The following is a 22,168-nucleotide window of genomic DNA, read 5'->3' on the forward strand; positions in this document are numbered from 1 at the left end:
TATATTCCAACCAAATTCAGATAATAATTCTGAATCAGTCACTGCGAATGCTTTTGTTAACTTTGTTAAAACTCCAATATAATCTGAAAAGATCAATCATGGCTTTAGCTAATTTTAAATGTAAAATTCTCAATACAATTTTTGTATGATATAATGAAAATAATAATAAATAGATTTAATGTAAAAAAATATGGTAACTATAAAAATATTGTAATATTAAATACTTGATTTATCCATGGGTGTAATCTTTTTTCATAATTAGAAAGTAGATAAACTTTAATTGTCTACTATTAACATGCTATACATCAGATATAGAAAGGAAGTGAGTATTTAGTGGGTTTGTGTACCTTTTATACAAGATCTCACTAAAGATAAAGTATGGATAGTAAATTTCTAAACGCAGACAAGGTATTAGAATGTCTATTAGAAAATTTGGAGGAAGGAATTCAAGTAATAGATTGTGAGGGCAAAACTATATATTATAATAGTGCCATGGGAAAAGTAGAAGGTGTAGATAGTAAAGAAGTAATAGGGAAAAAGGTTAATGAGTATCTAGAGGATGTAAAAGATGATGAATCTACACTTATGAGCGTATTAAAGACCGGTAAAAAAATTGTGGATTTAATACAACATTATGGTAATGGATATAAGAAAAAAGTCACTACTATAAATACTACTGTGCCAGTAACATTAAATAATAAAGTTGTAGCAGTGATTGAAATAGCTAAAGACATGACTCAGCTAAAAGAACTAACTGAAAACGTTTGTAAACTGCAAAATTTAAATAAAAAAATTCATAGACATTTTACTTTTAGTGATATATATGGTGACAATCCTGCTATGAAAAGTGTTATAGAAAAAGCTAAAAAAGCTAGCATGTCAAGTTCATCTGTACTATTATATGGAGAAACTGGATCAGGAAAAGAAGTTTTTTCTCAAAGCATTCATTATGATGGATTAAGAAAAGAGAAGCCTTTTATACCTATAAATTGTGCAGCTATTCCTGCCCTATTACTAGAGGGAATGCTTTTTGGTACAGAAAAGGGAGGGTTTACAGGGGCAGAGAATAAAAAGGGATTATTTGAAGAGGCAAATCATGGAACTCTTTTATTAGATGAGGTTAATTCTTTAGAACCGTATCTTCAATCTAAACTTTTAAGAGTACTTCAAGATGGTTATATAAGGCCTGTGGGAAGTACCAAAAGCATATATATTGACGTTAGAATAATAGCTACGTTAAATGAGGAACCAGAGAAACTTATTGAGAGTGGTAAATTGAGGAAAGATTTTTATTATAGGGTAGGTGTAATGAGAATAAATATACCCCCATTAAGAGAAAGAAAAGAGGATATTACTATATTCGTAGACAAAATAATCGAAAAATATAATAAAATTCTATGTAAGAATATAAGGGGTATCGATGAAGATATGATGAGAAAACTCCAAGAATATAATTGGCCGGGAAATATTCGTGAATTAACAAATGTTATTGAAGCTGCAATGAATATGGCGGACAATAATTCCATTCTAACAGAAAACTATTTTGATTCTATAATAACACATGAAAATTGTGAAAATGTTCATGACGTTATATCAAATACATATGAGAGCTTTGATTTAGAAAGTTATATGAGTAATATTGAAAAAAACTTAATAAAAAAAATGTTGGGAAAAAATAATTATAATGTTAGTAAGACTGCTAGAGACCTTAATATTTCAAGACAAAATCTTCAATATAAAATAAAGATACATAAAATAATAGAAAAATTTTAAAATAGCAAAATTTTTTGCTATGCATGCAAAATAATTTGCGCATATAGCTAATCCCAAGAAACACTGAGGTTACCTAAAATTACTAGGCTTAATTCTCAATTATAAAAAAAAGATGCAGAATATTTTGCGAATTCAAAACACATGTATTTGAGCGATGGCTTAAAAGCATGTGTTTTTTACTTGGCATGGTAATTGCTGTATATTAAAGTGAGTATATCAATAAAGTGCTTTAATAAATATTAAATTTGGGAGGTATAAATTATGATAAAAAAAGGCATCTGGGTTGAAGTAGAAGAAATCGTTTTAATGCCAGAAGACAGAGCTTTAAATATACCAGATGAGACAAAGAAAACTCCTCTTAAATGTTGGATAAGAGGGAAGTGCCTTAGTGATTGTGAATTAGGAGATGAAGTGCAAGTTGAAACTAATGTAGGCAGAATTGCTAAAGGTAAAGTTGTTGAAATAGAGCCAGGATATTACCACACCTATGGTAAGTATGTTGAAGAAATAAGTAATATAGGAAGACAAGCTAGGGAAATAATAGCACAGTAGGTGATAATTTAAGAGGAGGTTATAAAGTATGAATAAATATGATGAGCTTATGGCCCGAAAGAATGAAATAATTCTTAAATCTATAGGAATAGATTATAGTAAATACGAAACTGGTAAGCTTTCATTTGATTATGAAGCTTTGATGAGAGATGTTGAATACTCATTTGCAGAAGTTAAAGAAATTCAAAATGATGTAGGGGTAGGAAATACTCCACTTCTTGAACTAAGAAATATAACAAAATTAGCAAGAAAGGTTTCTAAGACTGGACGTGCGGCTAGAATATTTGTAAAGGATGAAAGCTGCAACCCATCCGGAAGTTTTAAAGATAGAAGAGCATGCATATCTGTATTTGATGCAATGAAGAGAGGGTACAAAGGCGTAGGGGCAGCTACGTCAGGTAATTATGGAGCAGCGGTTGCATCTCAAGCAAATATTAGAGGCCTTAAATGTATAATAGCAAATGAATGTTATGATTCAAGAAAAATAGGACAACCAGAAATATTAGAAAAAGGAAGAAAGTGTGAGGGGTTTGGATCAGAAGTTGTTAGACTTTCCGTAGGTCCTGAATTATTTTATACTTATCTAAAGATACTTGAAGATACAGGTTATTACAATGCTTCATTATATTCCTCGTACGGTGTAGCAGGAATTGAAACTTTAGGATATGAAATAGCTGAGCAGTGTAGAGAAAAATTAGGAAAAGATCCTGATGCAGTTATTATAACTCATGCAGGTGGTGGAAATGTTACTGGTACTGCAAGAGGACTTATTAGGGCAGGTGCAGTGGAAACAAAGATAATAGGGGCATCGGTTGACCTTTCTGGATTGCATATGGCATCTGATATAGACTTTAACAAGAAATCGTTTACCACAGGCCATACAGGATTTGGAATTCCATTTATGACTTATCCAGATAGATCAGATGTACCTAGGAGCGCGGCTAGACCATTAAGGTATTTAGATAGATATGTAACAACTACTCAAGGTGAAGTATTTTGGATGACTGAAATATTAGCTCAGCTTGAAGGCTTAGAAAGAGGTCCAGCAGGAAATGTATCCCTAGTAGCAGCTTTTGCAATTGCTCAGGAATACGATGATGATGCCGTAATCGTTGTCCAAGAAACTGAATATACGGGAGCTGGAAAACATTTATTGCCTCAGCTTAATTTTGCTAAAGAAAATGGGATTAAAGTTTATGTGGGTAATCCTAGCCAGCAAGTACCTGGCGAGAATATAGTAATTCCGTCTCATCCATCAATAGTAACAGTCACAGATATAGACATGGAAGGGTTGAAGAATTCCTACATGAAAAATGTTATTAAGAAATTGATTGAGAATAGAGTGCAGCAGGTTGATATTGAGTTTTTGTCTTTAGAAACAAAAATGTCTAAAGAAGAAATAGTAGAAATATTAAAACAGCATAATGTAGAAATGTAATAATCTTGCAAAACATAATCTTGAAATATGTTAGGGGGAGTTTAATTTATGAAAAGAGAAGATGATTTTGAAAAAAGAAGAGAACATTTGAAAGGTTTGACTAATGATCAGTTATATGAAAGATTTTGGAGCCTTACTAATCAAGTTGTAAAACCAATGGTGGATTTAGCGTATACGCATACATCACCAGCTATTGAACGTTCTGTAGTACTTAGAATGGGATTTTCTAGTATGCAAGCTCAGCCTATAATTTCTTATGCAGCAAAATGGAATTTGATTGGAAAAGGTATAGGAAATGTAATTTTAACTTATGCAAAGCTTAAAAATATGGACTATCTTAAAGCAGGAGCAGAACTCTCTAAAGGAATAGGGTGGGATATTGTATCTGAAAAAATGAAGGGAAGTGAGAACTAATGCAAGAAAAATTACAAGAAAATGAAAAGCTTAATGTAGAAGAAATATTAAAAGACTTAGATAAGTATGAACCAAAATGGAGAGGATGGCACTGGAGAGAAGAAAATGAAACTGGAAAGGTTGGAGAATTCACATATCATGAAATATCAGCACCTTTAAAGAAGAGTCAACCTCTTCCAGCAGCAAGAAGCTTTGAAAATATAGATCCGCAACCAAGAGCAGTTATTACGACAGAAATTGCTTCAGGAAGATTTGAAGATGATATAAGAAGAATGAGAATGGCAGCATGGCATGGTGCGGATCATTTAATGGTTATAAGGACAATGGGTCAAAGTCACTTTGATGGATTATTAGAAGGAAGCCCAGAAGGGTTTGGGGGGGTACCAATAACTAGAAAAGAAATTAGAGCAACAAGAAAAGCTATAGATTTAATAGAAGAAGAAGTAGGAAGAAAAATTAATTTCCATTCCTATGTATCGGGCGTTGCCGGTCCTGATGTAGCGGTTATGTTCGCAGAAGAAGGCGTTAATGGAGCTCATCAAGATCCACAATACAATGTACTTTATAGAAATATTAATATGGTTAGATCTTTCGTTGATGCTGCAGTTGCAAAGGGTATAATGGCTCATGCAGGAATGCTTCAAATAGATGGTGCACATAATGCAAACGCAACAGCTATGAAGGGATATAAGGTAATGCCAGAACTTATGGTACAACATGCTATAAATTCTTGTTTTTCAGAACTCGTTGGAATGAAACCAGAAAACATTTCTTTATCAACTGTACCCCCAACATCTGCACCAGCTCCTTGTATGAGATATGATCTGCCTTATGCAGTAGCACTTCGTGAGTTTTTCAAAAGATACAAAATGAGAGCTCAAATGAATACTAAGTATATAGAGTCTTGTGAAAGAGAAGCTACAGTTGGACATACTTTGAATCTTTTAATATCAGAACTAACATCAGCAGACATTCAAAGTACAATAACTCCAGATGAAGGACGTAATGTTCCTTGGCATTATAATAATATTCATGCTATAAACACAGCTAAACAGGCATTTATAGGTATGGATGGATTAATGGACATGATAGAGCTTAAGAAAACAGGATATTTACCAGAAAAGGCAAGAGAAATTCAAGAAAGAGCTATTTTGTTCTTTGAGGAAATACTTGAAGTTGGTGGATACTTTAAAGCTGTTGATTCAGGATTCTTTATTGATTCTGGTCAATATCCAGAAAGAAATGATGATGGTATTGCAAGAAAGATTGCGGGCGGAGATGCTGTCGGAACAATTGTAAAAAGAGAATCAGATTATTTTGCACCAGTTTGTGGCCATTTTGGATACAATAATGTTCCAAAAGAATATAAAAGACCTTGCGATGCAATAGATGAATGTACATTATGTAACCATTCCAAAATTCAATATATCGATGAATTGGATGATAATGACAATGTATTTAAGAGAATGGAAGAAGTTAAAGAAGATGGTACTGTAATTCCAGAAGTCCAATGGGCTAAAGACGGGTATGTAAAAATCACTTTATGTATCCCGGAAAATGAACAAATTAGTGAAGCAGCAGCACTTGAAATGGGCACGCGAATGAATTTGAAAAATGTAGAAATTATTCATAAACAAGTGTTACAAAAAGCTGAGGGAACTCTTGTGGAAATAAAAGGCGTATGTGATTTTACACCTGTAAAACGTGATGAGTTAGTTCTTCCAAAGAGAAGAAAGTCACTAACAGATCAACAAATGAAAGATTATGTAAAAGGACATCCACTTAAGGTTGTTGCAGCCACAGTAGGTGAAGATGAACACTCTGTTGGAGTTCGCGAAGTTATTGATATTAAACATGGCGGAGTTGAAAGATTTGGTATAGAAGCAATTTTCCTTGGAACTTCATGTCCAATAGAAAAACTAGTAGATGCAGCTATAGAGTCAAAAGCTCAAGCTATATTGTGTAGTACAATAATTAGCCATAACGATGTTCATACAAAGAACATGAAAAAACTTAGTGATCTTTGCATCGAAAAAGGAGTAAGAGATAAGATTATACTTGTTTCCGGTGGTACACAAGTAACTGATGAAATAGCTAAAGCAAACGGTATGGATGTTGGATTTGGACGTGGATCAAATGGTACAGCTGTTGCATCCTTCATAATCAAAAGGTTAATGGGTTTGCCTGATAATGAAGAAGAAGAATAAAAGGAGCGATTGCTTGTGAAGGTAAATTATCTTGTTGCTGAAATAGGTAGCACCACTACCCTGGTTACTGCTTTTAATGTATACTATGATGATAAGGGACAGGTTATTGTAGATATACCTTTTCAAGGTAATAGCTGTACAACAGTAATAGATGGTGATGTAACTATAGGATTAAAAAATGCTGTTAAAGATATTGAAAATCAAATTGGAGAATCAATTACATGGAAAAAGATGTTAGCGACGTCTAGTGCTGCAGGGGGACTTAGAATAACTGTTCACGGACTTATGCAGCAAATGACTGTTAAGGCTGCTAGAGAAGCAGCTCTTGGTGCTGGTGGTATCATAAAAATGGTTACTGCTGGGAAGATGCGAAAAAGTGATCTAAAGAGAATACATGATATAAATCCTAATATGATAATGATTGCTGGAGGCACTGACTATGGTGAAAGGGAAACCTCTCTTTATAATGCAGAAATTATAAGCCAAGAAAAATATAACAAACCCATTGTATATTGTGGAAATATTGAAAATAGGGAAGAAATAAAAGAGATATTTGAAGGGCAAGAACTTTATTTAATTGACAACGTTTATCCAAGTATAGATGAGTTAAATGTGGAGCCTGCAAGGAAAATAATACAAGAAGCCTTTGAGAAGAATATTGTAAAAGCACCTGGAATGAATAAAATAAAAGAAATGGTGAATGGAAGCATAATGCCAACTCCAGGAGCAGTTATGGAGAGCTCAAAACTTTTATATGATATGATAGGGGACTTAGTAGTTTTTGATGTAGGAGGGGCTACCACGGATGTGCACTCTGTTACAGAAGGAAGTAGAATAGTTTTAGATATGCTAATAAATCCTGAACCAAAGGCTAAAAGAACTGTAGAAGGAGACCTTGGAGTTTTTATTAACAGCAAAAATGTAATAGATTTACTTGACGTTAGGGATTTAGGTGAATATACTAAGGAATATATAAAGTTGCACATAAAACCTATACCGGAAGATATGGATGATATAAATGCAAGCAGCCTGCTAGCGAAGAAAGCTATATCCGTTGCAATAGATAGGCATGTAGGATTTATAAAAAGAAAATATGATGGTGAAAGTGGTTTTGTGGCTTATGGTAAGGATTTATCTGAGGTTAAATATATAATAGGTACCGGAGGGGCGCTTACAAGGCTTCCGAGTGGAGAAGCTTTGCTACTAGAAATAAGACACTTAAAAGACGAAGTTACAATGCTACCTAAAAAAGGTGCTAAAGTGCTTCTAGATAAAAACTATATTATGGCTTGTGCAGGGGTTTTAAGTAGAGAAAATAAAGAAGTGGCAATAGCGTTATTAACTCAAAGTTTAGGTATAACAAAGGATATGGGAATTAACGACATTTCAAAAGGGGAGTATCTATATGAAAAAAAATTATCCTTGTGTGGAAGTGAACTTGAAAAAATTAACACACAATGTAAAAACAATCCTAGCAATGTGTAATAAAAAGCATATAGATGTTACATCCGTAACTAAAGTATTTTGTGCACAAAAGCCTATTGTAGAAGCTATACTACGAGCTGGGGTGACTGAGGTTGCTGATTCTAGAATCTTAAATCTAAAAAAACTAAAGGATTTAAATTGTAAAAAGATGATGCTTAGAATTCCAATGATAAGCGAAGTCTATGAAGTTGTGAAGTATAGCGATTGCAGCTTAAATTCAGAGATCGACACAATTAGGAAGCTAGGAGCAGCTGCAAAAGATTTAAATAAGATGCACAACGTTATACTAATGGTAGATTTAGGGGATTTAAGAGAAGGAGTATTGATTGACGACGTAGCTTCCATTGTGAGTAAAATAGTAAAATTAGATAATATTAATTTAATTGGACTTGGAACCAATGTTACTTGTTATGGTGGGGTAATTCCTGACACAGAAAACTTAGGTAAGCTTATAAAGTTAAAATTAGATATAGAAAAAAACTTTAGTTTAAGGTTACCTATAATTTCAGGGGGGAATTCAAGTAGTTTATATATGGTTATTAATGATACTATGCCAGAAGAAATAAATCAGCTTAGAATTGGAGAAGCAATAGTTCTTGGTAGGGAGACTTCTTTTGGACTCGCAGTACCTAATTGCTATGAAGATGCCTTTATACTCAGTGGGGAGGTAGTTGAAATAAAGAGTAAACCAACAGTACCAACAGGCACTATAGGAATGGATGCTTTTGGTAATAAACCTCACTTTGAAGATAAAGGAATAAGAAAAAGGGCTATTATAGCAATTGGAAGACAAGATATAAGAGTTGAAGGGTTAATTCCTTTGGACACAGATATAAGCATTTTTGGTGCAAGTAGCGACCATTTAATTTTAGATGTGACTGATAGTAAAAAAGAACTAACAGTTGGCGATATAGTAGATTTTAAAATAGATTATGGATGTTTGCTTGCAGCAATGACCTCTCCATATGTGGAGAAGTATTACAATAATTAATTAAGACGCAGTTTAACATATAGAGTAAAATATAAAATTATGAGGGGGAAAATATTATGAGAAATAAAATAAAAGTTGTAGTTTGGGGATTAGGTTCAATGGGAAGCGGTATTGCTAGAATGGTATTAAGCAAAAAAGGATTTACTATCGTAGGGGCTATTGACATGGATCCGAGTAAGGTTGGCAAAAAACTTTATGAAGTGTTAGGTGTTCCAGCAAATGAAGATAATTCATGTATAGTTACAAAAAATGCTGGAGATGTTATAAAGAAGGGTTTTGCAGAGGTTTGCCTTATGGCTACAGCTTCATTTACAAAAGTTGTATTTCCATTAATAAAAATGGCAGCAGTTGCTGGCATGGATATTGTAACAACAGCTGAGGAAATGTCCTATCCAAGAGCTTTAGACCCAGAATTATCAGATGAAATGGATAGAATTGCTAAAGAAAATAAGGTTTCAATATTAGGAACTGGAGTAAATCCTGGATTTATAATGGATTTAGTTGCAATAATGCTTACAGGAGTTTCTGACACAGTTGATAGCATAAAGGCTACTAGAGTTAATGACTTAGCTTGCTTTGGCAGGGCAGTTATGGTTGAGCAAGGTATTGGCTTAAAACCAGAAGCATTTATACAGGGTGTTAAAGACAATACAGTAGATGGGCACGTAGGATTTTTACAATCATTTGGTATGTTTGAAGAAGCATTTAATATTAAGTTCAATAATATTAGACAAGAAAAATCACCAATTGTTACAACTGTGCCACGTAAAACAGATATTATCTCAGTAAATGCTGGAGAGGTTGCTGGATGTAGCCAATTGGGATATGCAAATTTAGGAGATAAAGTATTTGCTACAATGGAACATCCTCAGCAGATAAGACCAGAACTTGAGAATGTTGATACTGGAGATTATATTACAATTAACGGAGTTCCAAACTTGAACCTTCAAATAAAACCAGAAATACCAGGAGGAATCGCTACAATAGCTATATGTGTTAATATGATTCCACTAGTAATGAATGCAGAACCAGGACTCAAAACAATGCTCGATTTACCAGTTCCAAGAGCAATACTATCAGACGTTAGAAATTTACTAAAGTAAAAAGATATTAGAGGAGGTTTTTTATATTGGAAGAAAATAATAAAAAATTAGGACTAGGGTTACTTGTTGCTTTAGGCATAGGTACTATGATTGCATCAGGTATTTTTAATAGCCCTACAGATTTAATAACAACAACAAATCCAATGGTAGTCCTAATTTCATGGGGTATTGGAGTTTTTGGGGTAGTAATGCTAGGATTAGTATTTTACTTGCTTTCAAATAAAAAACCTGAATTACACGGGGGAATTTATTCCTATGCTAAAGATGGATATGGTGATTTTATAGGTTTTAATTCTGCTTGGGGTTACTTTACAAGTTCATTCCTTGGCAATGTTGCATTTATTGTTTTAATTTTCAAGACTATAAATAGCTTAATTGGAGAAGGATACACAATGCCTCGTGTTTTAGCATTTTTACTTGCATCTATTGTTTTGTGGTCATACTATTTTGTAATAAAAAGAGGAATTAGACAAGCTGGTATACTCAATTTGGTAGTTACAATTGGCAAAGTTATACCACTAATTCTAGTAATTGTATTTGGCCTTTCAGCTTTTAAACTAGGTACATTTAATGTTGAAAATTGGAAGACAGTTTTAGCAGTCAGTGGAGACACCGTTAGTATAGGAAAACAGATAAGTGGCGCAATGGGAACAATTTTATGGTGCTTCGTAGGTGTTGAAGGCTTAGTAGTTTTGTCTCAAAGGGCAGAATCTCATATAGTGGTTGGAAAAGCAACAATAATCTCACTTGTTATAACAGCGATACTTTATGTATCAATATCTATATTGTCAATGGGTATTTTGCCAGCTAAGGCTTTAGTTGCAGCACAAACTCCATTAGCAGCTGTTTTAGCACAGACTGCATTGGGAAGTGCAGGGGCTATTATAGTTAAAGTGGGAATTTTAATTTCTGTTATGGGTGCTTTACTTTGCTGGCTTTTGATAACCACAGAAATTTTATATGTTCCAGCAGAACAGGATGGGTTAATGCCTAAATGGTTTAAAAAGAACAATGATAAAAATGTGCCTATAAATGCTCTTTTATTTGGAATGGTAGCAACACAAATAGGGTTGCTAGCTATGCTCTCACCAGGCTTGCAAAAAGCTTATTTTGTTGTGACACATATGTGTACTACTAATATATTAATACCATACTTATTATCTTCTATGTATGCATTTAAGGTATATAATAAAGAAAGTGGACATCTTAAGGAAAAAATTATAGCAGTAATTGCAGGTATATATTCAATTTATGTTATATATGCAGTGGGAATTGGATATTTAGGTTTAGCAGTTGTAATTTATGCATTAGGGTTAGGTTTTTATTTGAAAGCAAAAAAAGAAAAAAAAGAAGCTATTACTCAGAAAGAAAAGTTGTCCATGATAGTTATGGTTATAGTGGCGATTGTTATGATAATAGCAGCAGCTATGGGTAAAATTTCTGTTTAACGACATTTCAGGAGATGATTTAACGCAGAGTCTTTGTAATCATTATTACAAAGGAAATAAAAGGCAGTCCTACGGGATATGCCTTTTATTTTTATTATGGGGGGATTAAGCTTGGATTACTGATTTTTGGAAATGATATATTACTAAAATAAATAACAAATATTTTTTTCTTTTTTAGTCTAAATCATTCCTTACGATATCCTCATAGGTTTCCCTTTTAACAACTAACCTTGAATTACCAGCCTTTAGCATTATCACTGCTGGTCTCGGTAATCTATTGTAATTACTGGACATCGAGTAGTTATAGGCTCCTGTAGTAAGCATTGCAAGTATATCACCTGTTTCCATTTTAGGAAGCTTTATATCGTGGATCAGCATATCACCCGATTCACAGCATCTTCCTGCAATAGTTACAAGGTCTTCATTTTCTTTATCAGCCTTATTCGCAACAATAGCTTCGTTTTCAGCTTGATATAGGGCAGGTCTTGGATTATCTGCCATACCACCATCTACACTAACATATTTTCTTATTCCCTCAATTTCTTTTATAGCTCCTATTGTATAAAGGGTTATACCGTTTTCTCCGACTAACCATCTTCCTGGTTCAATGAGAACTCTAGGAGTTTCTAATGAATATTTCTTGCAATCTCCATATATATTACCCATTATTACTTCTATAAACTCACTCATTTCAAGAGGTTTATCGCCATTAGAATAGTAGATTCCAAAGCCACCGCCCATATTTAGCTCTTCTGTTTTAAGGCCTAAGTTGTTCTTTAAATCAAGCATAAATTTTGTCATTATATGAACAGCTTCTTTATAAACATCCTTGTTAAACATTTGTGAACCTATATGACAATGTATACCGCTATATTTTATGTTTTCACATTTGCTTACCATTTCTATAGCCTCAAAAGCAACATTACCCTGTATAGGGAAGCCAAATTTTGAATCTAACTGTCCAGTAGAAATGTATTCATGTGTGTGACCTGAAATGCCAGGGGATATTCTTAAAATAGCCCTTACTACAACACCTTTCTTTTGGGCTATTTTTTGTAAAAGTTTCACTTCGTGAAAGCTATCGATAACAAAGCAGCCAACATTATTATCTATACCAAGTTCAATCTCTTCTTGCGATTTATTGTTGCCATGAAAATATACTTTTTCCATTGGAAAGCCAGATTTACATGCGGTATATAATTCGCCGCCTGATACAACATCTATGCCAAGACCTTCTTCTTTTATTATTTTGCACATGGCAATGTTGCTGAAAGCTTTGCTGGCATATAAAGCAAGCGTATTGGGGTATTTATCCATAAAATGCTCGCGCACCTGTTTACAACTCTGTCTTATTCCGTCTTCACTCATAACATAAAGAGGCGTCTTGAATTCTCCTGCCAATTTTACCGTATCGCATCCAAAAAACTCTAGATGTCCTTTTTCATTTACATTTATATAATTTCTTTTCATGAAAACACCTCCTGGTTGATTTTGTGAAATTACTTTATTATCGATTTAAAGTGTTATTGTATTTATAAATTAGCAATTATCATGCCAATACAGGAAAGTTATATAAATCAAAGATTTAGTTTGTTAATGCGTCCAAAATATTGGAAAAAAATCTGTTCTAAATTTTTGTGAACTCCGAAAAGTGTTATTTTCAGAATGAGTCCAATATTTTGGACTGATTCCACAGTTTTGGACTTGATTTGTTTATAAGTATGTTGTTCAAAATAAAATCAATGATCCATATCAATCATTGATTTTATTTTGAAGATTATACCTCTTAAGTTTTTCGTAAAAACCTGATTTGCTTATGTTAAGTATCCTCATAGCTTCGGTTTTATCTCCAGCTGTGATTTTTAGTGCATTTTCAATAGCTTTTCGCTCTGCAATTTCGATTGCACCCTTGAGAGAATATCCAAAGCTACAGCTTTCTGAGCCTTTCGCTGAGGTTATGATGCTTATATCCTTCGTAAAAATTGTATGCTCATCAGATACGTTTATTGCTCTTTCAAGAACATTTTCAACCTCTCTGACGTTTCCTGGCCAATCGTACATAAGCATTTTTTTTATAACACCCGCCGATATTCTTTTCTCTTCGCAGCCCGCTCTTTTGCAAATCTTAGGAGTCAAGTACATAATCAACGTATAAATATCTTCTTTTCTTAATCTTAACGGCGGTATAAAAATAGGGAAAACGTTAATCCTATAATATAAATCTCTTCTGAATTCTCCCTGATTGACAGCTATATCTAAATCCTTATTAGTTGCAGCTATAATTTTTACGTCAACTTCTATGTAGTGTGTACCACCGACTCTATTAAATCGTTTGCTTTGCAAGACGTGTAGTAGCTTTGCTTGCATATATAAAGGTATATCCCCTATTTCATCGAGAAAAATAGTCCCCTCATGAGCAACCTCAAATAGACCCTTTTTACCTTCTTTTTTTGAACCGGTGAACGCGCCACCTTCATATCCAAAGAGCTCACTTTCTATTAATTCCTTGGGTATAGAAGCGCAATTTACATATATGAATGGCTTATTAGTTCTTCTACTACCTTTATGTATGCACTCTGCTACGAGTCCCTTTCCTGTACCACTATCGCCTAACAGAAGTACTGTAGAATCTATTTCTGATGCCTTTCTGGCAAGCTTTCTTACAGCCTTTATGCTGTCACTTTGTCCAATAATCCTTCTGAATTCGTCATAATCTTTAAGTTTATTTTCAGCATCATTAAGAGATGCTATGGCATAGTCTCTTTCTTTAATTATATTTTCAAGCTCAGTTATGTCTTGAACCTTTAATAAGGCACCTATAATTTTGTTGTCATCTTTTAGCTGAACTAAAGAGCATCTTGTAGACCGGCCATTTATGTCCTTAACCTGATTAGTATAAGAAATATATTTACCGTTTGCGGCTTCTACAAAATCTACAATATTTATATTCGTTTCTTTAGGGTGAACATCAAAAATACTGTGTCCAACCACATCAATTGTATAGTTATAATCTCCCTTTGAAGCAAATATGGTTCCATTAAGGAGCTTTTTTATATCATCTCGCCTACTGGTGTAGCCTCTAGCCTGATAAAATTTTACCTTACCTGTATTGCCGCATAAAACTACCATATGTCCTATGGACCTCGTATAATTAAGTGTATATTTAATATCATTTATAGATATAATCGCCACCCTGTTACAAAAATCAATAGCTGCAGTTAGTTTATTTTTAGAATATATGTTTTCAAGATACAAAGTACTTTCTCTAGAAGAAGTGCATTCTATTACACCATTGTATGATTTATCTCCCATAATACCTATTGAAACAAAGGCATCTCCTTGTTTCAATTTTTGAGAGGATACCCCTATATTTTTTAAGTCTTCAAGAGTTAGCCCCCCATCATCCTCACCAAGCATTGTATCAGCGATTATTACAATATCATTTTCTACGATACTGCCAGCAGAATGCCCTATGCCCTGGTTATATATAATTCCAAAGATCTCTTTAGCCATTCTGTTATAACATTTAATTACTCCATTTGGGTCGACTACTATGAGGCCTTCCGAGACCTCATCAAATATAATATTAAAAGGATCCTTCATATTATTACCACCATTCTATACTCTTATTCTAGTATTTTTGCTTGGGTATACTAGATTATTTTGTATCGTTTATTTATTGTCATTCATAGCATTTCTTGCAATATGTTTTAGAAACATTATACCACTCTAATAAAAAGATAAAAATATATTACCTCTTTAAAGATACATTATAGAGTAGATAAATAAAAAAAAATCTACATTGAAGGGTAATTTTATGTATAATAAAGAAAAAAAGGAATAGTGAAAATTATTATTAATAATAATTTAAAGGAGGAAGATCATGAATAAACCTAAAATATACATTGCTCAGCGTATACCTAGAGAAGTAGAAAATTATATTGCACGATTTTGTGATTATGAAAAATGGGAGGGAGAAAAAGAAATTTCAAGAAGTGAACTATTAGATAAACTCTCTGATAAAGACGGTGTATTATTATCCGATTTTTGTATTAACCAAGAACTATTAAATAGGGCTCCTAAATTAAGAGCTATTAGCAATGTTACAGTTGGATATAATAACTTTGATTTACAAGTAATGAAAGAGAGGAACATTATAGGTACGAATACTCCAGGTGTTTTAGATGATACTGTTGCAGATTTAATATTTGGACTGATGTTATCTTGTGCAAGGAGAATTGCGAAATTAGACAGATATGTAAAGGAAGGTAAATGGACTAGAGATGATAACGAAACACTCTATGGAACAGATGTACACCACTCAACAGTAGGCATAATTGGTATGGGTAGAATAGGAGAAGCAGTAGCTAAAAGGGCAAAGCTTGGATTTGATATGGAAGTTTGCTACTACAACAGAAACAGAAAAAAAGATGTAGAAGAAAGACTAGGCATTAAATATTGCGATTTTAAATCACTTCTAGCTAAATCTGATTTCATTGTATTAATGACTCCACTTAATGATGAAACGCGCCACCTTATAGATTTTGAGGAATTCAATATAATGAAGAATACTGCTATATTTATCAATGCCTCTAGGGGTCAAACAGTAAATGAACAGGCCTTAATTGAAGCACTTCAAAGTAAAAAGATTTATGGCGCAGGTATGGATGTGTATGAAAAAGAGCCAGTTAATCCTGAAAATATACTGCTTAAAATGTCAAATGTAGTTACGGTTCCACACATAGGATCAGCAACGCAAAAGACCCGTTTTGATATGGCTATGATGGCTGCTCAAAATCTTGTTAAAGCACTGCAAGGAGAAATACCACCTAATATTGTACCAGAATTACAAAAATAGAAAATGTATTATAATTTGATCAGCAGCCAGTTTATAGTTTTTTATATATAAATTGGCTGCTATAATTTTTTGTGATAAGTGTAATTATTTTAGTACATTAGCTCATACAATTATATGTATTAGTATACTTTTAAGACATTCTCAATAAATAAAGTTATAAGTAGAAATTACTTTTTAGAAAGGGTAGATGAAAATGTTAAATGAGGTTATGGACTATTTACTAAGCCACATTGATAAATACTATGAAGCAGTGAGGATTCATATTAATATTAGTGTTACAGCAGTTTTAATAAGTATAATAATAGCGGTACCTTTGGGAATTATATGTGCTAAATTCACAAAAGCAACACAGCCTATAATGAATATATTTAATCTTTTTAGGATTATTCCAAGCCTTGCAATCTTAGTGCTAGTTATGCCAATACTTGGGACTGGATACTTGCCAGCACTATTGGCACTTGTGATTTTAGCTATACCACCAATACTTATAAATACATATTTAGGGATAAAAAATATTGATGCATCTGTTCTAGAAAGTGCTGAAGGTATGGGAATGGATTACAAGAAAATGCTTTATAAAATTGAAATTCCATTAGCACTTCCATTAATAATTACGGGAGTTAGAACATCTGCGGTTGAAGTAATTGCTAGTGCGACTTTAGCATCTTATATAGGAGCTGGAGGACTAGGAGATTTCATTTTCACGGGTCTTGGTATGAATGATTTTAGAATATTAATAATAGGGGGAGCAACAGTTGCACTGCTTTCGGTAATCGCAGAAATGTTGTTATTTATGTTAGAACAAAGTATAACAAAGTATCAAAGAGACTAAAGAATACTATGTAGGAGAGTGAGTAGTTATGAATAAGAGATTAAAAAGCTTAGTCGTAGTTTCTGTATTAACAGCCTTGGTTACAGTTTCAGTTTTAACTGGCTGTTCTAAAAAGAGTGTTTCATCTGGGGATATAAATACATCCCAAACTAAAAGTAAACCTACAATAAAAGTTGGATCTAAAGATTTTACAGAATCTTTAATTTTATCTGAATTATATGCAGTTGCTTTAGAAAAAGAAGGTTATAAAGTTTACAGAAAATTTAATCTTGGTAGTGCTGTGGTTCATACTTCACTTGTAAATGGAGATATTGATGTTTACCCTGAGTATACTGGTACAGGATTATTATCTGTTTTAAAGCAGCAGCCAAAGTTTGATTCAAAGGAAGTTTATAATGAGGTTTCAACGAAATACAAGGAGAAATTTAAATTGATTTGGCTTGATCCATCTTCTGCAAATGATGGGCAGGGATTAGTGATTTCCAAAAGGGCCTCTGATAAATATAATATACACACTATAACCGATCTTCAAAAAAGAGCAGGAAGTATAAGATTTGCATCGCAAGGTCAATTTGATGAAAGATTAGATGGACTGCAAGCTTTGACAATGGCTTATGGGGATTTTAAATTTAAAGATGAAAAGATCTATGATAATGGAATTAAATATGATGTGCTTCATAATGATAAAGCAGATGTTGCTGTAGCATATACAACAGAAGGACAATTAAGTAAAACTGAGTTTGCGATTCTCGAAGATGATAAGAATGCATGGCCACCGTACAACATAGCCCCAGTTATAAAGCAAGACCTTCTTGAAAAGAATCCTCAAATAAAAGATATTTTAAATAAGGTTACAAGCAAAATTGACAACGTGTCAATAATAAAATTAAATTCAGAAGTAGACATAGATAAAAAAGAATACTCAGAGGTAGCTAAGAATTTTTTTGAAAAGGAATTAGCAAAATAGAAAATGGATATACACGGAAGGAGGTAAATCTTTTGAAAAGGGTAGCGATTGAATTTGTAAAAGTAAGCAAAAAATTTAAGGGTTCAGAGCAATATGCTGTAACAGATGTAAGTGCCAGTATTGAAGAAGGTAGTTTTATAACAATACTGGGAACTTCGGGTTCAGGTAAAACTACATTTTTGAAAATGATAAATAGAATATATGAATCAACCTCAGGGGAAATATTATTTTTCAAAGAAAACATTAAAAATATTCCCGCTGAAAAACATAGGCAGAAAATTGGATATGTCATTCAACAAATTGGGCTATTTCCTCATATGACTGTGGAGGAAAATATTGCTACAGTTCCGAATATTTTAAGGTGGAAAAAGAAAGACATAGCGCAAAGAGTTGATATATTGTTAGATTTAGTGAGTATTCCTTCTAAGGATTTCAAAAAAAGATATCCAAGGCAATTATCAGGAGGCCAGCAGCAAAGGGTTGGAATAGCAAGAGCTATGGCTGCTGATCCTGAAATAATGCTTATGGATGAGCCTTTTGGAGCGATAGATGCTATAACTAGACTAAATCTTCAAGAGGAACTCCTAAGAATTCAAAAAAAGCTTAATAAGACAATTCTCTTTGTAACTCATGATGTTAATGAAGCTTTCAAATTGGGGGATAAAGTAATAATCATGGATAAAGGAAAAATTCAACAGTTCGATACACCGTACAATATATTATTTCATCCAGAAAATGAATTTGTTACCCGTTTGGTCTCTTCAGAGAATGTTATTCAAAAACTTAAGTTTGTACGTGCGAGTTCTGTAATGATTCCTTTGGATTCAAAAACAATGGAAGATGACACAAGAGTTAATGAAAATGAGGATTTGCAACATTTGTTAGCATATTTTCTTAAAAAAAATATCGATCATTTGATTGTTGAGAAGGATAATCATGAAGCTGTTGGCAAAATAACACTTGAGCAATTAAAAATAAGTCAGTGAACAGGGGGGATAGTGCATGATAGAGTATTTATATAAGTATCATGATAATATGTTAACTTTGCTGCTACAGCATCTTCAAATTGTATCACTAAGTATTTCAATATCACTCGTGATTGCAATCCCTCTATCACTTTTGATTTTAAGGTCAAAAGTTTTATCTGTAGTAGTTTTATCCTCTTTAGGGGTTATTTATTCTGTGCCTAGTCTAGCATTATTTGCTTTATTAATACCTCTATTAGGCCTTGGAAAAGGAACAGCGATTTTCGTTTTAGTAATTTATAATCAGTATATTTTAGTTAGAAATATATTCGCAGCATTTAAGTCCATAGATTCATCCATTATAGAAGCCGGGAAAGGGATGGGTTTTAACCCTTTTCAGTTATTTTTGAAAGTACAAATGCCGTTAGCTCTTCCAATAATAATTGGGGGAATAAGAATTGCTACTGTAACTACCATTTCCATAGCGACTATTGCCTCGGTAATAAACGCTGGTGGGTTAGGAGTTATTTTGTTTGATGGACTTAGGATGAATTACCTTCCTAAAATATTATGGGGAACTATAATGTCTGCAGGACTTGCAATAGTTGCAAATGAAATATTATTATATTTGGAAAAGTTGGCTAGTTTTAAAGCCAGTGGTAAATGCGAAGTTTGATGTTCTTATATTAAAATATATAGCTAGAAGTTTTATAGCAAAAGTTACCAAGGTGATATATTATAAAATACATTTGTATTTTTTGAATTTACAAGGGGGAGAAAAATGAATACAATATTTGATTATAGTAAGCTAGATACTATATTAGAAAATCATAAATTTAAATCTAGTAATATTATTGCAATATTGCAGGACACCCAAGAATGCTATAGGTATTTACCCAAGGAGGTATTCTCGTATCTTTCAGAAAAGCTTGGTATGAGCAGAGCAAAAATATATAGTGTGGCAACTTTTTATGAAAATTTTTCTTTACAACCTAAAGGTAAGTTTATAATAAAAATATGTGATGGTACTGCTTGTCACGTTAGAAAATCTGCTCCTATATTAGAAAAGCTAAGAGAACATTTAAAACTTTCGGAAACTAAAACTACAACAGATGATTTAACATTTACTTTAGAAACAGTTTCTTGTCTAGGTGTTTGTGGACTTGCACCAGCTATGAGTATTAATGATAAAGTACATGGTTCTATGACCCCAGAAAAAGCAATGGAGCTTTTAAATACTCTTAAGGAGGAAAAATAATATGCTTCATAATAGAAATGATCTAATTAATGCAAGAAATATTTATATAAATAGTTTTACAAAAGAAAAAAAGAAAATTCTTGTATGTGCTGGTACTGGCTGCGTTGCAGGTGGATCCCTAGATATTTATGATGAATTAATAAGGATTATAAAGGAAAAGGGCATAAATTGTGAAGTAAGCCTTGAGAAAGAGCCACATGAGGAAACTATTGGAGTGAAAAAAAGCGGATGTCATGGATTTTGTGAAATGGGTCCTCTTATAAGAATAGAACCATTTGGATATTTATATTTAAAAGTAAAGATGGAAGATTGCGCAGAAATCGTGGATAAAACTATAGTTAAAGATGAATGTGTTGAAAGACTTGTATATACCAAAAATGGACATATATTTAGGAAGCAGAATGAAATTTCTTTTTATAAAAAACAAACTAGAGTTGCACTTGAACATTGTGGACACATTGATGCAACTTCAATAGCAGAATATATCGCTATAGGCGGATATTCTGCATTTGAAAAAGTACTATTTGATATGAATTCAGATGAGGTTATTAACCAAATAAATGAATCAAATTTAAGAGGCCGTGGAGGCGGTGGATTCCCTACTGGTAGTAAATGGGGGCAGGTACAGCGCCAAAAGGAAAAGATAAAATATATTGTATGTAACGGTGACGAGGGTGACCCAGGGGCATTCATGGATAGGAGTCTAATGGAGGGAGACCCTCATAGGGTTATTGAAGGAATGATAATCGCCGCTGTTGCTTGTGGTGCACAAAAAGGTTTTTTATATGTTCGTGCAGAATATCCTATTGCTGTAGATAGACTTTCGAGTGCTATTAAACAAGCAAAAGAATATGGAATTATTGGGGAAAACATTCTTGGGACAAATTTTAGTTTTGATATCCAGATTAATAGAGGTGCAGGTGCTTTTGTATGTGGTGAGGGAAGTGCACTAACAGCTTCCATTGAAGGGAAAAGAGGTATGCCAAGGGTAAAACCTCCAAGAACTGTTGAGAATGGACTTTTTGGCAAGCCAACAGTTCTTAATAATGTTGAAACTTTTGCTAATGTGCCTGTAATAATTAATAAAGGCGTAGAATGGTATAAATCAATTGGAACTAAAAATAGTCCTGGTACAAAAGCGTTTGCTTTAACAGGAAATATTGAAAACACAGGACTTATTGAGGTGCCAATGGGCACAACTCTAAGAGAAATAATATTTGATATTGGTGGAGGAATAAAAAACGGCAAAAAGTTTAAGGCTGTACAAATAGGCGGGCCATCTGGTGGATGTCTTACAATAGATGATCTTGATTTGCCACTAGATTTCGACTCACTTAAAAAAGCAGGGGCAATGATAGGGTCGGGTGGACTTGTAGTTATGGATGAAGATACTTGTATGGTTGAGATTGCAAGATTCTTTATGAACTTTACAAAAAATGAATCCTGTGGCAAATGTGTTCCTTGCCGCGAAGGTACTAAAAGAATGCTTGAAATTCTTGAAGGAATAGTTGCAGGTAAAGGAAAGCTTGAAGATATAGATATGCTCTTAGAACTTGCAGATACCATATCTTCAACATCACTATGTGGACTTGGAAAGACAGCGCCATTACCAGTTGTCAGTACTATTAAGAATTTTCGTGATGAGTATGAAGCTCATATTACTTATAAAAAATGTCAATCTAAAACATGTCAGAAGCTTAAGACAATATTTATTGATTCAAAAATTTGCAAGGGATGTTCAAAGTGTTCAAAAATTTGTCCAGTTGGAGCAATCTCAGGTAAGATTAAAGGAACATTTACAATTGATAAAGACAAGTGCATAAGATGTGGTAGTTGTGTTGATACTTGTGCATTTAAAGCTATAAAGGAGGAGTAAT

18 protein-coding genes are annotated in these 22,168 nt (G+C 33.3%); 16 read left to right on the forward strand and 2 right to left on the reverse strand.

The annotated features are described in order from the left end of the window. Positions 1–378 precede the first annotated feature (378 nt). The 9 genes from KTC94_RS16080 (at position 379) to KTC94_RS16120 (ending at position 11,411) form a co-directional block, all read left to right on the forward strand. Positions 379–1,773: a sigma-54-dependent Fis family transcriptional regulator gene (locus KTC94_RS16080; protein WP_216301619.1), complete on the forward strand. Its 1,395-nt coding sequence runs from the start codon at positions 379–381 to the stop codon at positions 1,771–1,773. Positions 1,774–2,034: 261 nt separating this feature from the next. Then, the gene (gene ortA / locus KTC94_RS16085; protein WP_165413163.1) at positions 2,035–2,325 is read left to right on the forward strand and encodes a 2-amino-4-oxopentanoate thiolase subunit OrtA; all 291 of its coding nucleotides are present in this window, start codon (positions 2,035–2,037) and stop codon (positions 2,323–2,325) included. A 28-nt stretch (positions 2,326–2,353) separates the two neighbouring features. Then, positions 2,354–3,763 (forward strand): 2-amino-4-oxopentanoate thiolase subunit OrtB, encoded by a 1,410-nt coding sequence (gene ortB / locus KTC94_RS16090; protein WP_220286679.1) that lies wholly within the window; start codon positions 2,354–2,356, stop codon positions 3,761–3,763. A 48-nt stretch (positions 3,764–3,811) separates the two neighbouring features. Beyond that, positions 3,812–4,177, forward strand: coding sequence for an ornithine aminomutase subunit alpha (locus KTC94_RS16095; RefSeq protein ID WP_165413165.1), 366 nt, complete (start codon positions 3,812–3,814; stop codon positions 4,175–4,177). Continuing rightward, the gene (oraE, locus tag KTC94_RS16100; protein WP_216301621.1) at positions 4,177–6,384 is read left to right on the forward strand and encodes a D-ornithine 4,5-aminomutase subunit OraE; all 2,208 of its coding nucleotides are present in this window, start codon (positions 4,177–4,179) and stop codon (positions 6,382–6,384) included. The genes KTC94_RS16095 and oraE overlap by 1 nt, the downstream gene beginning before the upstream one ends. A gap of 15 nt (positions 6,385–6,399) precedes the next feature. Further along, entirely contained in the window at positions 6,400–7,869 is a 1,470-nt protein-coding gene (locus tag KTC94_RS16105; RefSeq protein WP_220286680.1) for a GlmL-related ornithine degradation protein, read from the forward strand. Further along, positions 7,790–8,860 (forward strand): ornithine racemase Orr, encoded by a 1,071-nt coding sequence (orr, locus tag KTC94_RS16110; protein ID WP_220286681.1) that lies wholly within the window; start codon positions 7,790–7,792, stop codon positions 8,858–8,860. The genes KTC94_RS16105 and orr overlap by 80 nt, the downstream gene beginning before the upstream one ends. A gap of 56 nt (positions 8,861–8,916) precedes the next feature. Then, positions 8,917–9,963: a 2,4-diaminopentanoate dehydrogenase gene (gene ord / locus KTC94_RS16115; protein ID WP_165413169.1), complete on the forward strand. Its 1,047-nt coding sequence runs from the start codon at positions 8,917–8,919 to the stop codon at positions 9,961–9,963. A 26-nt stretch (positions 9,964–9,989) separates the two neighbouring features. Continuing rightward, positions 9,990–11,411: an amino acid permease gene (locus tag KTC94_RS16120; RefSeq protein WP_220286682.1), complete on the forward strand. Its 1,422-nt coding sequence runs from the start codon at positions 9,990–9,992 to the stop codon at positions 11,409–11,411. Positions 11,412–11,585: 174 nt separating this feature from the next. Here KTC94_RS16120 and lysA read toward each other — a convergent pair whose 3' ends face one another. Both lysA and KTC94_RS16130 read right to left on the reverse strand, forming a co-directional pair. Beyond that, positions 11,586–12,881 (reverse strand): diaminopimelate decarboxylase, encoded by a 1,296-nt coding sequence (lysA, locus tag KTC94_RS16125; protein WP_220286683.1) that lies wholly within the window; start codon positions 12,879–12,881, stop codon positions 11,586–11,588. A 282-nt stretch (positions 12,882–13,163) separates the two neighbouring features. Beyond that, positions 13,164–15,014, reverse strand: coding sequence for a sigma 54-interacting transcriptional regulator (locus KTC94_RS16130; RefSeq protein WP_220286684.1), 1,851 nt, complete (start codon positions 15,012–15,014; stop codon positions 13,164–13,166). Positions 15,015–15,294: 280 nt separating this feature from the next. On the opposite strand from KTC94_RS16130, the gene KTC94_RS16135 reads away from it, so the two are divergent. The 7 genes from KTC94_RS16135 to nuoF all read left to right on the forward strand — a co-directional run bounded on the left by KTC94_RS16135 (position 15,295) and on the right by nuoF (position 22,167). Then, the gene (locus tag KTC94_RS16135) at positions 15,295–16,269 is read left to right on the forward strand and encodes a D-glycerate dehydrogenase (protein ID WP_220286685.1); all 975 of its coding nucleotides are present in this window, start codon (positions 15,295–15,297) and stop codon (positions 16,267–16,269) included. A 187-nt stretch (positions 16,270–16,456) separates the two neighbouring features. Next, entirely contained in the window at positions 16,457–17,101 is a 645-nt protein-coding gene (locus KTC94_RS16140; RefSeq protein ID WP_253198047.1) for an ABC transporter permease, read from the forward strand. Between the two features lie 28 nt (positions 17,102–17,129). Then, on the forward strand, positions 17,130–18,068 hold the full coding sequence (locus tag KTC94_RS16145; RefSeq protein ID WP_220286686.1) for a glycine betaine ABC transporter substrate-binding protein: 939 nt from the start codon (positions 17,130–17,132) through the stop codon (positions 18,066–18,068). Between the two features lie 32 nt (positions 18,069–18,100). After that, the gene (locus tag KTC94_RS16150; protein ID WP_220286687.1) at positions 18,101–19,054 is read left to right on the forward strand and encodes an ABC transporter ATP-binding protein; all 954 of its coding nucleotides are present in this window, start codon (positions 18,101–18,103) and stop codon (positions 19,052–19,054) included. Positions 19,055–19,070: 16 nt separating this feature from the next. After that, positions 19,071–19,709, forward strand: coding sequence for an ABC transporter permease (locus KTC94_RS16155; protein ID WP_165413177.1), 639 nt, complete (start codon positions 19,071–19,073; stop codon positions 19,707–19,709). A gap of 105 nt (positions 19,710–19,814) precedes the next feature. Then, positions 19,815–20,291 carry an NAD(P)H-dependent oxidoreductase subunit E gene (locus KTC94_RS16160; protein WP_220286688.1) on the forward strand — a complete coding sequence of 159 codons (477 nt, stop codon included), beginning with the start codon at positions 19,815–19,817 and terminating at the stop codon, positions 20,289–20,291. Position 20,292: 1 nt separating this feature from the next. After that, entirely contained in the window at positions 20,293–22,167 is a 1,875-nt protein-coding gene (gene nuoF, locus KTC94_RS16165; RefSeq protein ID WP_216301632.1) for an NADH-quinone oxidoreductase subunit NuoF, read from the forward strand. Position 22,168 lies beyond the last annotated feature (1 nt).

This window comes from Clostridium sp. CM028, assembly GCF_030585565.1.
Classification (GTDB): domain Bacteria; phylum Bacillota; class Clostridia; order Clostridiales; family Clostridiaceae; genus Clostridium_AD; species Clostridium_AD estertheticum_B.